Genomic DNA, 13032 nt, shown 5'->3' with positions numbered 1-13032 from the left:
TCTGACGGACCCGTTAGGTCATCAGCTGGCGCACACCGTCTTGTCCGCCGTGGACTTGTCGACGTCCGGCGCCTTCGTCGCAGTGCTCATCGACACCCCGGCGCCCTTGAAGTCCTTGCCCAGGGTCAGCACGATCGCGGGCAGACCCTGGGCGTTCTTCTCGCTCTTGCCAGGCTTCATCGCAGAAGCGGACAGCCCCATGAGGTCCGCCAGTTTGCGTGCCTGATCTGCCTGGTCGGGAGAGTACTCCAGGGTTGTCTTGCTGAGTGTTGCGTCAGCGTTTCCGAGCTGGCTGGACTTGGTCACACCCTCACTGTTCTGCAGCCAGTTAAGAGTTTCCTGTGCGGAGCCGGACTCGGCGCCGCCGTTGTAGATGTCGACGCGGATCTCGGAGGCGGCGGAACGGGAGCCCTTGAGCCGGGCGGCCACCGCCGCCTTCTCCTTCTTCTCCTTCTGCTTCACCGCGGTGAAGGAGACGTCGTTCTTGATCGCGTCGAAGACCTGGGAGCCCAGTGCCTTGTTGACGATGACCGTCTTGTGGACGACGCCGTCCGCCGGGTTGTCGAGGACCGGCACCGTGGTGAAGGTGATGTTCTTCGTCGGCACCTTCTTCAGCTCCAGGGCCATGTCCTTGAGGGTGCTGACCTTTCCTATCCCCTTGTCCACGGTCAGCGCCTTGGTGGCTGCCTCGGCCAGCTTGATCAGCTTGGTGGGGCTGGTGAGGGTGTCGCTGGAGCTCATCTTGCGCATCAGGGAGCCAAGGAACTGTTGCTGTACTTTGATGCGGTCGAGGTCGCCCTGGTTGCCGAAACTGTGCCGGGTGCGCACGAAGGCCAGGGCCTGCTCGCCCTCGATCGTGTGCTTGCCCTTCGAGAGCTTGAGGTGCGAGTCGGGGTCGTCGACGTCCTTGGCAAGACAGACGTCGACGCCGCCCACCGCGCTGGTCAGCGTCTTGACCGCGTTGAAGTCGGCCATCATGAAGTGGTCGACCGGGATGCCGGTGACGGCCTTGACCGTGCGCATGGTGCAGCCCGGGTCCCGGCCGGCCTGACCGAGACTCGTGTTGAAGCGCACGTTCTGTGTGCCCCCGATGACCTTTTCGGAGCCGTCCGACTGCTTGGTCGGGCAGTCCGGGACGTTGACGATCAGGTCGCGCGGGATGCTCATCGCGGTCGCGTTCGTACGGTCCTTGGAGACGTGCAGCAGGATGTTGGTGTCGGCGTGCCCAACGCTGTTCTTGTCGCCGTAGCCCTCGTTGCCCTTGCCGGTGCGCTTGTCGGTCCCGATGATCAGGATGTTGAAGGCCTCGTCCTTGCTGAAGCCGTTCTTGCCCGCGCTGCCGATGTCCGTCGTACTGACGTTGCCCTCGAGATGCTTGAGGTAGGCGTACCCGGCGGCCGAGACGGCGATCAGCACGAAGGCCATGCTGCCGCCGGTCCACAGCAGGATCTTCTTCGCCTTCGACTTCTTCGGCTTCGTACGCCCCCGCCGCCGCCCGGGAACGGGCTCCGGCGGTTCCGTACGGCGGCGACGCGGCCCCGGCACGCCGGTGGTGCCGGGAGCCGGACGGTCCCTGCCCGGCGCCGTGCGGGCGCGCGCTCCCGCGGGAGCACCGGAACCCGTTCGCGGCCTGGGCACCCCCGACTGCGGAGCGGAAGGGGTCAGTCGCAGTTCGTATTCACCGGTGTTCGGGTTGAGTACCCACTGGTCTGCGGGGTCGATGTTGTCCGCCCGCCCACGGCCTTGCGCGTCCACGGTTGTCTGAATCCTCCGTCGGGGCCACGCGGCGCCTTTCCCCCCTTTGAAGGCGCTCGGGTCTCGGTCAAGCAGTGCGCGACCCCCAGGACTGACCTCGTGGCCGGGTGCACCGGATCGCTCACACTATCCGCCCAGTTCAGCGTCGAGCGACGGCGGTGACAAATTCCACGTCCCTACAACTGGGCAATCCGCCCTATTTCTCAAAGACTTCTTAGCTCAGCAGTTCCCCACCTTGGTGTGCGCTTTACTCGCAGGCGTCCTCGGCCGCGGTGTTCCCGCGGAAAGTCGGCGCCGGATCAGGGGTGTCGGCGGGTGCGCCGGGCCGCTTTCCGCTCGACTTTCCGTCCTTGGTCGACGCCTCTCCGTAGTCGTGCGAGAGGGACTCAAAGGTGCTCTGGGACGGTGATTCCTTGGGCTGTGGGGTGGAATCCTCCGGAAGGTCCTTCGAGACCGCCACCGGTTCGTCCGAACGCAGCCGCGTGAAAAGGTGTGCCGCCGCGGGCTGCACGAGCTGGTCGCGATTGGAGTTGTGGACGTACGACGTCCGGGGCACCGTCAGGAACTGCACATGTTCCGTGGGGATGTCGCGCATGCCGCGCACCAGGTCGTACAGCCCGCGCAGGCTCGCCAGATCCGGGTCCGTGGTGAGCGACGAGGTGGCCGCGTCGAGCACGGGATAGAGCTTCGTCGGGTTGAGCAGGACGTCGTTGCTCTGCACCTTGTTGACGAGCGCGCCGAGGAACCGTTGCTGACGGTCCATCCGGTCGGTGTCGCTGCCGTCGCCGATGCTCTTGCGGGCGCGGACGTAGCCGAGGGCCTGCTCACCGTTGAGCGTGACCTTGCCCGCGGGCAGCTTCAGCTTGGCGGCCTTGTCGTCGATGGGTTCCTTCAGGCACACCTCGACGCCGTCCACGGCATCGACCATGTCCTTGAAGCCATGGAAGTCGACGACCATGTGGTGGTCGACGCGTATGTTCGTGAGCTTCTCGACGGTCCGGATCGTGCAGGCCGAACCTCCCGTCTCGAAGGCGGAGTTGAACATCGTGAACGTCGGCAGGGAGCGTGTGCCGTCCGGGCGCCGGCAGCTCGGCACGTTCACCATCAGGTCGCGGGGCAGCGAGACGGCGGTCGCGCTGTGCCGGTCCGCCGCGAGGTGCAGCAGGATCGTGGTGTCGGACCGCTCGGTCCCGGAGTCCCGCCCGTACTTCCGGTTCTCGTCCCCCGAGCGTGAGTCCGATCCGATCAGCAGGATGTTCTGCGCGTCACGCACCAGCGAGGTGGGCCGCTCCTTCTCGTACCGGGCCAGCTCGGCGGCGGCGCGGTCGTCGGACGTGATGTTCCCGTTCAGCTTCTCGTAGGCCGCCCAGCCCGCCCCCACGACGCCGAGCACCACACCCGCCACGCCTATCGCCGTGCAGCGCAGCCAGCGCCGCCGCCGACGTATGAGACCGGCCCCGGTGGGCGACGCTCCCAGCCCCGGCCCTACCGGGCCTCCGGAGGGCGTGCCTGCGGTGTCGGTCACGAGCGGATCCACCCCTCATGGCGTACGAACATGTCGCGCTGCGGTGCTCTTACGACCATGGCTCGAGGCGGGGGAGGGGGGCGGGCGGTGATGGGCCGAATGGGGGATGAGCGCCCCGCCGGGGGCGCGGGGAACGGCGCGATCAGCCACGAATGGCCCCCAGGCGTGGGGCGGCCTTGTCGGGGCGTGGGGAGCGGGACGTTCGACCACGAGTGGCCCGCGGGCGTGGGGCGGCCGTATCGGGGGTGTGGGGGTGGGGCGATCGGCTACGAGTGGCCCGCGGGCGTCGGGCGGCCGTTTCCGGGCGCGCGGAACTGCGCGACCAGCCGCAGACGGCCTGTGCTCAACGGGGCGGCCTTCTCGGGGAACGGCCTGTGCTCAACGGGGCGGCCTTCCTGGGGAACGGCCTGTGCTCAACGGGGCGGCCTTCCTGGGGAACGGCCTGTGCTCAACGGGGCGGCCTCCCCGGAGAATCGTCAGCGAGCGGTAGCCGTCACCCGCTCACTCTCGATCCGCTTGGCAACCGTGTCCTCACCGAGCTGCTCCAGATGGCGGCACAGCACCACGGACCCCCCGGTGGCGAGCGGCGCGTACAAGCCGGCGCTGAGCCCCTCCCACGTGTCGTAGGAAAGCGCCGACAGAATCCGCGAGCCCGGCCCGGTCAGGTCGAGCGCCGGCGCCTCCGAACGGGCCATTTCGACGACCTCCGCGCTCGTGTACTCGGCCCCGGCGACGATCAGCGCGGGCTCCTCCGGGTCCACCGGCCCGTACGGTACGAAGCGGTCGCCCTGGGACGGCACCTCGACGGCGTAGTCGGCGTACCCGGCGGGCGGAGTCGGGAAGCGACGCCCGAGCGGTGCGAGCGAGAGGGCGACGCGCTCCCCGGAGCAGGCGAGCCCGGCCTCGAACTGCCCGGGCCCGGCGACGACGTGGTCCGCCGCGCCCGGGTCGCCCCCGACATCCGCGACGACGCCGACCGAGGAACACGCGAGCAGCCACACCGCCGTCTGCCAGTGCGCGGGCAGCAGCAGCGCGACCCGTTCGCCGGGCTCGGCGGACAGTTCGCCCTGGAGCAGATTGGCGGTCTTGGCCACCCAATTGGCGAAGGTGGCCACGGACAATTCGACACGTTCGCCCGTGGCGTCGTCGTAGAAGGTCACCAGGGGGCGCGCGGGGTCCGCAGCGAGCGCGGATCGCAGCAGGTCGGCGGGGGTACGGTCGGTGGCATTCACGCGCGCAAGCGTACGCGGGGGCGGCGCGCGGGGCGGTCTGCCCGCGCCACCGGTTCGGACGAGCGTGCCCGACGGCCCGTCAAATCCCCGATGGACAGATATATACGGCTATGTCCACGATCAGGGGCATGCATGAATTCCTTGCTTCCTCGGTCGGCGTCACCTGCGCGGCCGCACTTGCTCTTCCGCTGACCCTGCCCGCCCCGGCGCAGGCCGGAACATCGGCGGTGACGTCCGAGCCGGGCGTCCCCGGCAGCACCCAGTCCCTGCCGCTCGCCCCGCCCGACGACCAGCGGGCCCTCGGGCCCGCCGCGCCCGAACAGGATCTCGCCCGACGTGACGTACGGCCGTTCTCGCTGGTCGGCGTCATCTGGGACAACCCGCACAGTGAGCTGCACGGCCGCGTCCAGGTCCGTACCCGCGCGGTCGGGACCGGCCACTGGTCCGACTGGCAGGACGTCGAGACGCACAACCACGAGCACGCTCCCGACCCGGACACCGCCGAGGGGGCATCGGGCCGGGTGCGCGGCTCCACAGCGCCGTTGTGGGTGGGGAACTCGGACGGCGTCGAGGCGCGCGTCCAGGCGGAGCGGGCGAAGGAGGACGAACGGGGGACGGCCCCCGGCGACTCGCCGCTCCCCAGGGGTCTCCACCTCGAACTCGTCGACCCCGGCGCGGATGCCCCGCGTGAGGGCGTGCAGATGAGCGACGCACGCGGGAGCGCACCGACGGGCAGCGCACACGAGGGCGCGCCCCCGCTGGATCCCACCCCGGTCACGCCCGTGGGCAAACTGACTGCGATCGCTTCCCTGGCCGTGTCGTCTGCGGTCGCTGCCGTGAGCGGCCTGATCGCGGACGCTTCCGCGGGCGAGACGGCCAAAGACGCTTCCGTGGACGAGCCGCTCGCGAACGCACCCGTGGACGACACGGACGGCACGGGCATACCCGCCGCCGACGGCACGCTCGCCGGCGCCATGTCCGCGAAGGCCGCCGCCGCGTCCTCCGCCAACGCCGATGTCGCACCCCTCGGCGCCAGGGAGATCCCCGCGCTCTCCCAGCAGGAGACGGAGCGCGAATTCATCGCCGCGAGCGGGGGCGACGAGCGCGAGAAGCCGTACATCGGCCCACGTCCGCGCATCATCACGCGCAGCGGCTGGGGCGCGGACGAGAGTCTGCGTGAAGGCGGCTTCGTCTACACGAAGAAGGTCAAGGCGGCCTTCGTGCACCACACGGTGTCGGGCAACAACTACAGCTGCTCCCAAGCCCCTTCGGTCATCCGCAGTATCTACCGCTACCACGTGGTGAGCAGCGGCTGGCGCGACATCGGCTACAACTTCCTCGTCGACAAGTGCGGAAACATCTACGAAGGTCGCGCCGGGGGCGTGACCAAGCCCGTCGTGGGCGCCCACACTCTCGGTTTCAACAGCGACACCATGGGGATCGCCGTCCTCGGCAGCTACGCCAAGACGAAGCCGTCCAGCGCCGCAGTCACCGCCATCGCACGGCTCACCGCATGGAAGCTCGGCCTCTTCGGAGCGAATCCGCGTGGCAAGACATACCTGAAGTCGGGCGGTGGCAATCTCTACGCAAAAGGAAAGAACGTACGACTGAATGTGATCTCCGGCCATCGGGACGGATTCGCCACCGAGTGCCCAGGAAAGCTCCTGTACGGCAAGCTCGGCTCGGCCCGCCAGGCGGCGGCCCGCTACCAGGGCAGGTAGGAGCGGGTGGATCCGACCGGAGGCTGCAGAGATCACCTGAGGTCGACGGAGGGCCATCGAGGGACACCGCACGGCCATCGAAGGCGCCATCGAACGGTCTGCATACACTGGCCGGCCGATACACAGTTCGGCCCGGTCCCGGCAGGAAGCAGAGACGACAGGTGACAGAAGCGATCCTCCTGGTCGGCGGCAGAGGCACCCGGCTGCGCCCCCTCACGGTGCACACTCCCAAGCCCATGGTCCCGGCGGCCGGGGTCCCGTTCCTCACCCACCAGCTGGCGCGAGCGAGGGCGGCGGGCGTCGAGCACATCGTCCTGGCGACCTCCTACCTGGCCGAGGTCTTCGAGCCGTACTTCGGCGACGGCTCCTCGCTGGGCCTCCACATCGAGTACGTCACCGAGGAGGAACCCCTCGGCACGGGCGGCGCCATCCGCAATGTGGCGTCGCGACTCCATTCGGGCCCCGACGACCCGGTACTGATCTTCAACGGTGACATTCTCACCGGCCTGGACATCCGGGCGCTGGTGACGACCCACGAGACGATGGGCGCGGACGTCTCCCTCCACCTCACCCGTGTCGAGGACCCGCGCGCATACGGCCTGGTCCCCACGGACGCGACCGGCCGCGTAACGGCCTTCCTGGAGAAGCCCCAGATCCCCGAGGAGATCGTCACCGACCAGATCAACGCGGGGGCGTACGTCTTCCGCCGCGCGGTCATCGACACGATCCCCGAGGGCCGCCCGGTCTCGGTGGAACGCGAGACCTTCCCCGAACTGCTCGCCACCGGCGCCCATCTCCAGGGCATGGTGGACTCCACCTACTGGCTGGACCTCGGCACCCCCCAGGCCTTCGTGCGCGGCTCCGCGGATCTCGTCCTCGGCCGTGCCCCCTCGCCGGCCGTCCCCGGCCGCTGCGGCGACCGCCTGATCCTGCCCACCGCCACGGTCGCCCCCGACGCCAAACTCACCGGCGGCACGGTGGTCGGCGAGGGCGCCCGCATCGGCGAGGGCGCCCGCATCTCGGGCAGCACGATCCTCGAGGGCGCCGTCGTCGAACCCGGCGCCGTCATCACCGACTCCCTCATCGGCGCCCGCGCCCGCATCGGCGAGCGCTCCATCCTCACCGGCGCGGTCATCGGAGACGGCGCGACGATCGGCCCGGACAACGAACTCCGCGCCGAGGTACGAGTCTGGTGCGACGCCCGCATTCCCGGGGGCGCGATCCGCTTTTCATCGGATCAGTAGGCAGGGCTGCACGACGGTTCCGGCCGGGGCTGGGAACTCAGCCCCGGCCGGGGAAGTTTCAGCCCGTCCGGCGCTTGAGGACGAGCGCGAAGCGCGATACGGGCGTCTGGGGGCGGAGCCCCCAGGTACGGGACGGGCAGGGGCGGAGGGGGCGAAAACCGCTCGGACCTCACCCCCCCCGCACAGGCGCCCGTTCACAGCCGCCCGATATCCCCCCGAGGCATCTTCGGCACCCGCCGCGGCGGCGTCCGCCCGGACAGCAGAATCAACCGAGCCGCCCGATGCCGCTGCCCCGCATACGGCTCCAGCAGCGAAAGCATCACCGAGTCATCCGCATCCCGGTCCCCCGCCAGGGCATACCCCACGATGCCGGGCAGATGAAGATCCCCCACGGTCACCGAATCCGCCGCCCCATGACTCCGCTGCACAACCTCCGCAGAGGTCCAGGGCCCAATCCCGGACACCACCTCAAGCCGAGCCTGAGCCCGCACGGGATCGAACCCCACCGCCTCCTCGAGCCGCGCGGCAACCCGCACGGCCCGGAGAATCGTGGAAGCCCGCTTGTTGTCGACCCCGGCACGATGCCACTCCCAGGAGGGAATCAACGCCCACGTCCGCGGCGCGGGCATGACGTACATCCGCTCCGGCGCGGGCCCGGGCGCGGGCTCCCCGAACTTCCGTACGAGCAACCGCCACGCCCGATACGCCTCGTCCGTGGTGACCTTCTGCTCCAGCACCGACGGAATCAGCGACTCCATCACGAGCCCGGTCCGCGTCAGCCGCAATCCCGGCCGCCGATGCCGAGCGACAGCGACAAGCCGGTGCCGCGGTTCGAAGACGTCGGGATCGTCGGACGCCCCGAGCAGTTCGGGAAGCTGATGGAGCAGCCACTCGGCCCCCGGTCCCCACGCCTCGCCCCGGGCCACCCCGCCCCGCAGCACGACCCGGAGGGTCCCGGGTCCGGCGGGCGTACGGCTGGTCCGCCACACGGCCCCGTCCGGCGTCGCCCGGAACGTCGGATCGCCGGGCCCGCGCCGCAGCGGCCCGAGTACGAGCCCGAGGTCGAGCGGCCCCGAGGGCGTCCACGTACGAGTGCGCCCGGCCACGGCCGCCTGCCGCGGCACCCCGCCACCGGGCACGACGACATGCCCGCCGCGCACGGTCGTACGCGTCGGCCGAGGAGAGAAACGTCCAGCCATGAATGAGGTCCTAGGGGCGCCAGGGATGCCTTACGAGAGTAGGCGCTCCACTCACCCGACACGCACGAGTCGCCCCACACAAGACAGCGCACCACGAGATCCCGCACTAGCCCCACCCAGCCCGCAAGTACAAGCCGCTGCACAACGCTCGTCCAGCCCGAAGCGCTGCCCCAGGTCGAAGCTCCGCATGGCGCTGTACAACGCTCGTCCCGCCCGGAGCACTGCACAGGGCGCTGCACAACGCTCGTCCAGCCCGAAGCGCTGCCCCAGGTCGAAGCTCCGCATGGCGCTGTACAACGCTTGTCCCGCCCGGAGCACTGCACAGGGCGCTGCACAACGCTCGTCCAGCCCGAAGCGCTGCCCCAGGTCGAAGCTCCGCATGGCGCTGTACAACGCTTGTCCCGCCCGGAGCACTGCACAGGGCGCTGCACAACGCCCCCACCTCAGCCGCCCTCCCGCACGGCGCCGCCTCAACGCACCTCGATGAACGCCCCCGCATCCCGCTCCGGCCGAGCTCTCGGCTCCTCGGCCGCGTGTCCCACGGCCACGGCCCCCATCGGATCCCACTCCTCCGGCAGCCCCAGCACCTCCCGTACGACATCCCGGCAGAACATCGTCGACGACACCCACGCGGATCCGAGCCGCTCCCCGGCCAGCGCGACCAGGAAGTTCTGCACACCCGCCCCGGCGGCGACCACGAACATCTCGCGCTCGGCCCCGTCCCGCCGTACGTCGCCGTAGGTATGGGACCCGTCCATCACGAGGCACGGCACCACGAGATACGGCGCCTTGCGCAGCACGTCACCCCGCCGTACCCGCTTGGCGATGGACTCCTCGCTCTTCCCGTCGCCCCGCAGATCGGCGATCCACGCGTCCCGCATGGCGTCGAGCAGCCGTGTCCGGGACTCCTCGGACTCCAGGAGGACGAACCGCCAGGGGGTGGTGTGATGCGGCGCCGGAGCGGTCACCGCCGCGGCGACCGCGCGCCGTACCGCACCGGGGTCGACGAGCTCGTCGGTGAAGGCCCGTACGGTACGCCGCTGGGCCACCGCCTCCCGTACGGCCTCCGACGTGCCGAGGCGGAACATGTCGTCGTGCGCGCCGCGCACCATCGCCCGCGCCCCCGCGCCGTCGTCCTCGGCCAGGACATGCGGCAGTCCGCGCACGACGGCGACGGGCAGCCCGGAGGCCTTGCCCTTGACCAGGTCACCGGCGGAGGCGAGCTCGTCGGCGGTGGCGACGACGGTCGCGCTCAGCGGATTGCCGAACGCGTCCGTGCCGCCGCGCAGATCGTCGAGCACGCGTACGCCCGCGGCGCCGATGGCAACGTCGGTGAGCCCGGTGCGCCACGGTCGCCCGAAGGTATCGGTGACGACGACACCGACACTCACGCCGAGGGTGTCGCGCAGCCCGTCCCGGATGGCCCGCGCCGACGCGTCAGGGTCCTCGGGGAGCAGGAGAACGGTCCCGGCGGGGGTGTTGGAGGCGTCGACCCCGGCGGCGGCCATCACGAGCCCCTGTCGGTTCTCGACGATCCGCAGGGCCCCGCGCCGCGCCACGACCCGTACGGTCTCGGCGTCGATGGCGGCCTCACGGTCGAGGGCCTCGACGACCCGCCCCTCCGCCTTGGACACGATCTTGGAGGTGACGAGGAGTACGTCCCCGTCGACGAGCCCGGGCTCGACCGCGGCGATCAGCTTCGCGAGGTCGTCCCCCTGACGAACCTCGGGAAGCCCGTCCAGAGCCCAGACCCGATAACCGGCCGACGGTCCGCCGTTCCCAACGCCCTCCTTCGGAGGGTGCGCTCTGCTCAAGGCGTCCGTACCTCCTCCGCCAGCGTCAGCGCCTCACGCGCCATCTGCGCCGTCGCGTCGAGGTCGGACATCATCAGCGGCACGGCCCGGCACCGGATGCCGGCCGCGTTGACGCGCTCCACGGCGGCCGCGTCCACCGTGTCGACGAGCCAGCCGTCGAGGAGCCCGGAGCCGTAGTGCTCGGCGACCGCCGCGGCCGTGGACTCGACGCCCACCGCGGCCAGCACCTTGTCGGCCATGCCGCGCACGGGCGCGTCCCCGACGATGGGCGAGAGGCCGACCACGGGAACCCCCGCGTCGGCGATGGCCTCCCGGATGCCGGGCACGGCGAGGATCGTGCCGACGGACACGACGGGGTTGGACGGCGGGAAGAGGATGACGTCCGCCTCGGCGATGGCTTCGAGCACCCCGGGCGCGGGCTTGGCCTGCTCGGCGCCGACCGGCACGATGGCCTCGGCCGGCACGGAGGCCCGCAGCCGCACCCAGTACTCCTGGAAGTGGATGGCCTTGCGCTCGCCGTCCACCTCGACGGCGACATGGGTCTCCACGCGGTCGTCGGACATGGGGATGAGGCGCACGCCCGGCTTCCACCGGTCGCACAGGGCCTCGGTGACGGCGCTGAGCGGATAGCCCGCGCCGAGCATCTGCGTCCGCACGATGTGCGTCGCGAAGTCGCGGTCGCCGAGCCCGAACCACTCGGGTCCGACCCCGTACGCCGCGAGCTCCTCCTTGAGGTGGAAGGTCTCGTCGGCCCGACCCCAGCCCTGTTCCTCGTTGATGCCGCCGCCGAGCGTGTACATCACCGTGTCGAGGTCCGGGCAGACCTTCAGACCGAAGAGATGGATGTCGTCGCCGGTGTTGCCGATGACCGTGATGTCCGCGTCCGGCACGACCCGCTGGAGACCACGCAGGAACCGGGCACCACCGATACCGCCTGCCAGAACCACAATGCGCATGGGGTTCAGTCTTGCAGGCGGGTACGACAAAGCGTCAGGTGGTTACGAGACCTCGGGCGCTTCTCAGGCGGTGACGGCGGCCGCGGCGCACTGGGCCGCGTGCATCGGCATCTCGGTGAGACCCGGGTAATAGACGTGCAGGCTCACGGCCGGTTCGAGCGAGTCGTTGACGACCTCGTGGACGTACCCCGGCGCGAAGACCCGCTGAGAACCCACGCCCAACGCGCGCGTGCCGCGTTCGGTCCGCTCGGTCAGCTCGCCGTCGAGGACCGTCAATACGCCGGACGAGGGGCCGTGGTCGTGCAGCCCGCTGCCCTGTCCGGGCACCCAGGAAAGGAGCCACACCTCATAGCCGGGCCCGGTGCGCAGCCGGTGGTACCAGCGCGAGGTCGCGTCGTACTGCACGAGGTGCTCCCACTGGGAGCGGTCGGCGGCGATGGAGCGGGCGAGGCCGACGAATTCGGCCACCGTGGCGGGGTGCTCGCGCGGCGGCTGGAGGAGGTGCGTCACTTCGAGGATGTCGCCGGCGATCTGGAGGTCGCTGTCGCTGTTCATGGGGTGCGGTGGTTCCTCGGCGGGAGAGTGCTGGGGTGTCGCGGGTCGTTCCGCCCGGGTCGCGAGCGGGAGGAGTCGCCCGGATAGGGGCGGTGGGTGCCTCAGTGGGCGGAGGGCAGCCGGAGCGCGGTACGGCTCAACAGCTGGAACAGCAACAACAGCTACAGCGAGCGCGGGCAGCACCGTGGGACCCGGCGGTGCGGGTCGAGGTGAGTGCCAAGTTCGCGAGCATGCCCACAAGGACATCGGTTCATACCTCGACTGTCAACTTCATGACCGGTATGTGGGCAATGTTTCACCTCATCCGGTTCACCTGGCAGGCGAAAGGTTTGTTCAGGAGTCGCCCCGGACACATGGCGCACAACCGGGCGCACAAACCTCGCTGCGATCCCGTGATCCAACTGTGATCCGGATCGCTTCGATGCTCGTGTTCGAAACGTTCGGAACGAGATCGAACTTCCGGGCGTCCTTCCCTGTGAGGGGTTGGGCGCCTGACCTGGGCTCCTTGGGCTGTCAGGGTTTATGCCGATTTGAACACTTTCCGCATAGCCTTGGTTCCGCAGAGTGAATAAGGGGCTCAATAGCAGATCTCGGCTTGACTGGCCCGGATCGGCACACTTGTAATTTCACTCGTGTCGTTCAGCCGAAATCGGTAACGACAGCATCACGGGGACGCGAAAGACAGACGAGGGGCGCACATGACCGAGCTGGTGCAGCAACTGCTGGTCGACGACGCGGACGAGGAACTCGGCTGGCAGGAGCGCGCGCTGTGCGCCCAGACCGACCCCGAGTCCTTCTTCCCCGAGAAGGGCGGCTCCACGCGCGAGGCCAAGAAGGTCTGCCTCGCCTGTGAGGTCCGCTCCGAGTGCCTCGAATACGCACTCGCCAACGACGAGCGGTTCGGCATCTGGGGCGGTCTGTCCGAGCGTGAGCGGCGAAGGCTGAAGAAGGCCGCCGTCTGAGCGTGACCGCCGCTGTCCGAAGACGGTCGCCCGCCGACCGAACGGCGCACACCCCTCCGTACCGATACG

At 69.8% G+C, this 13032-nt stretch carries 10 protein-coding genes; 3 read left to right on the top strand and 7 right to left on the bottom strand.

Annotated elements, in window-relative coordinates:
* Nucleotides 1-21 precede the first annotated feature (21 nt).
* The 3 genes from OG390_RS20465 to OG390_RS20455 all read right to left on the bottom strand — a co-directional run bounded on the left by OG390_RS20465 (nucleotide 22) and on the right by OG390_RS20455 (nucleotide 4512).
* Nucleotides 22-1755 (bottom strand): LCP family protein, encoded by a 1734-nt coding sequence (locus OG390_RS20465; RefSeq protein ID WP_406169877.1) that lies wholly within the window; start codon nucleotides 1753-1755, stop codon nucleotides 22-24.
* Between the two features lie 247 nt (nucleotides 1756-2002).
* A complete protein-coding gene (locus OG390_RS20460) occupies nucleotides 2003-3280 on the bottom strand; it encodes an LCP family protein (RefSeq protein ID WP_406169875.1) in 1278 nt (425 codons plus the stop codon).
* A gap of 476 nt (nucleotides 3281-3756) precedes the next feature.
* Nucleotides 3757-4512, bottom strand: a complete 756-nt coding sequence (locus OG390_RS20455; RefSeq protein ID WP_406169873.1) for a TIGR03089 family protein — start codon at nucleotides 4510-4512, stop codon at nucleotides 3757-3759.
* A gap of 128 nt (nucleotides 4513-4640) precedes the next feature.
* On the opposite strand from OG390_RS20455, the gene OG390_RS20450 reads away from it, so the two are divergent.
* Both OG390_RS20450 and OG390_RS20445 read left to right on the top strand, forming a co-directional pair.
* Nucleotides 4641-6233 (top strand): peptidoglycan recognition protein, encoded by a 1593-nt coding sequence (locus tag OG390_RS20450; protein ID WP_406169871.1) that lies wholly within the window; start codon nucleotides 4641-4643, stop codon nucleotides 6231-6233.
* A 161-nt stretch (nucleotides 6234-6394) separates the two neighbouring features.
* Nucleotides 6395-7477 (top strand): sugar phosphate nucleotidyltransferase, encoded by a 1083-nt coding sequence (locus tag OG390_RS20445; protein ID WP_406169869.1) that lies wholly within the window; start codon nucleotides 6395-6397, stop codon nucleotides 7475-7477.
* Between the two features lie 194 nt (nucleotides 7478-7671).
* Here OG390_RS20445 and OG390_RS20440 read toward each other — a convergent pair whose 3' ends face one another.
* From OG390_RS20440 to OG390_RS20425, 4 genes are all read right to left on the bottom strand, one after another.
* Nucleotides 7672-8676: a DNA-3-methyladenine glycosylase family protein gene (locus tag OG390_RS20440; protein WP_406169867.1), complete on the bottom strand. Its 1005-nt coding sequence runs from the start codon at nucleotides 8674-8676 to the stop codon at nucleotides 7672-7674.
* A 470-nt stretch (nucleotides 8677-9146) separates the two neighbouring features.
* Entirely contained in the window at nucleotides 9147-10490 is a 1344-nt protein-coding gene (locus tag OG390_RS20435; protein WP_406169865.1) for a coenzyme F420-0:L-glutamate ligase, read from the bottom strand.
* A complete protein-coding gene (cofD, locus tag OG390_RS20430) occupies nucleotides 10487-11446 on the bottom strand; it encodes a 2-phospho-L-lactate transferase (protein WP_406169864.1) in 960 nt (319 codons plus the stop codon). The genes OG390_RS20435 and cofD overlap by 4 nt, the downstream gene beginning before the upstream one ends.
* A 63-nt stretch (nucleotides 11447-11509) precedes the next feature.
* Nucleotides 11510-12001 carry a cysteine dioxygenase gene (locus OG390_RS20425; RefSeq protein ID WP_406169862.1) on the bottom strand — a complete coding sequence of 164 codons (492 nt, stop codon included), beginning with the start codon at nucleotides 11999-12001 and terminating at the stop codon, nucleotides 11510-11512.
* A 698-nt stretch (nucleotides 12002-12699) separates the two neighbouring features.
* On the opposite strand from OG390_RS20425, the gene OG390_RS20420 reads away from it, so the two are divergent.
* Nucleotides 12700-12963, top strand: coding sequence for a WhiB family transcriptional regulator (locus OG390_RS20420; RefSeq protein WP_003975777.1), 264 nt, complete (start codon nucleotides 12700-12702; stop codon nucleotides 12961-12963).
* Nucleotides 12964-13032 lie beyond the last annotated feature (69 nt).

It is taken from the genome of Streptomyces sp. NBC_00996 (assembly GCF_045162675.1).
In the GTDB taxonomy this organism is placed as follows: Bacteria; Actinomycetota; Actinomycetes; order Streptomycetales; family Streptomycetaceae; genus Streptomyces.
Note: the sequence above shows the minus strand (reverse complement) of the source record. Positions and strands in the feature narration are given on the sequence as shown.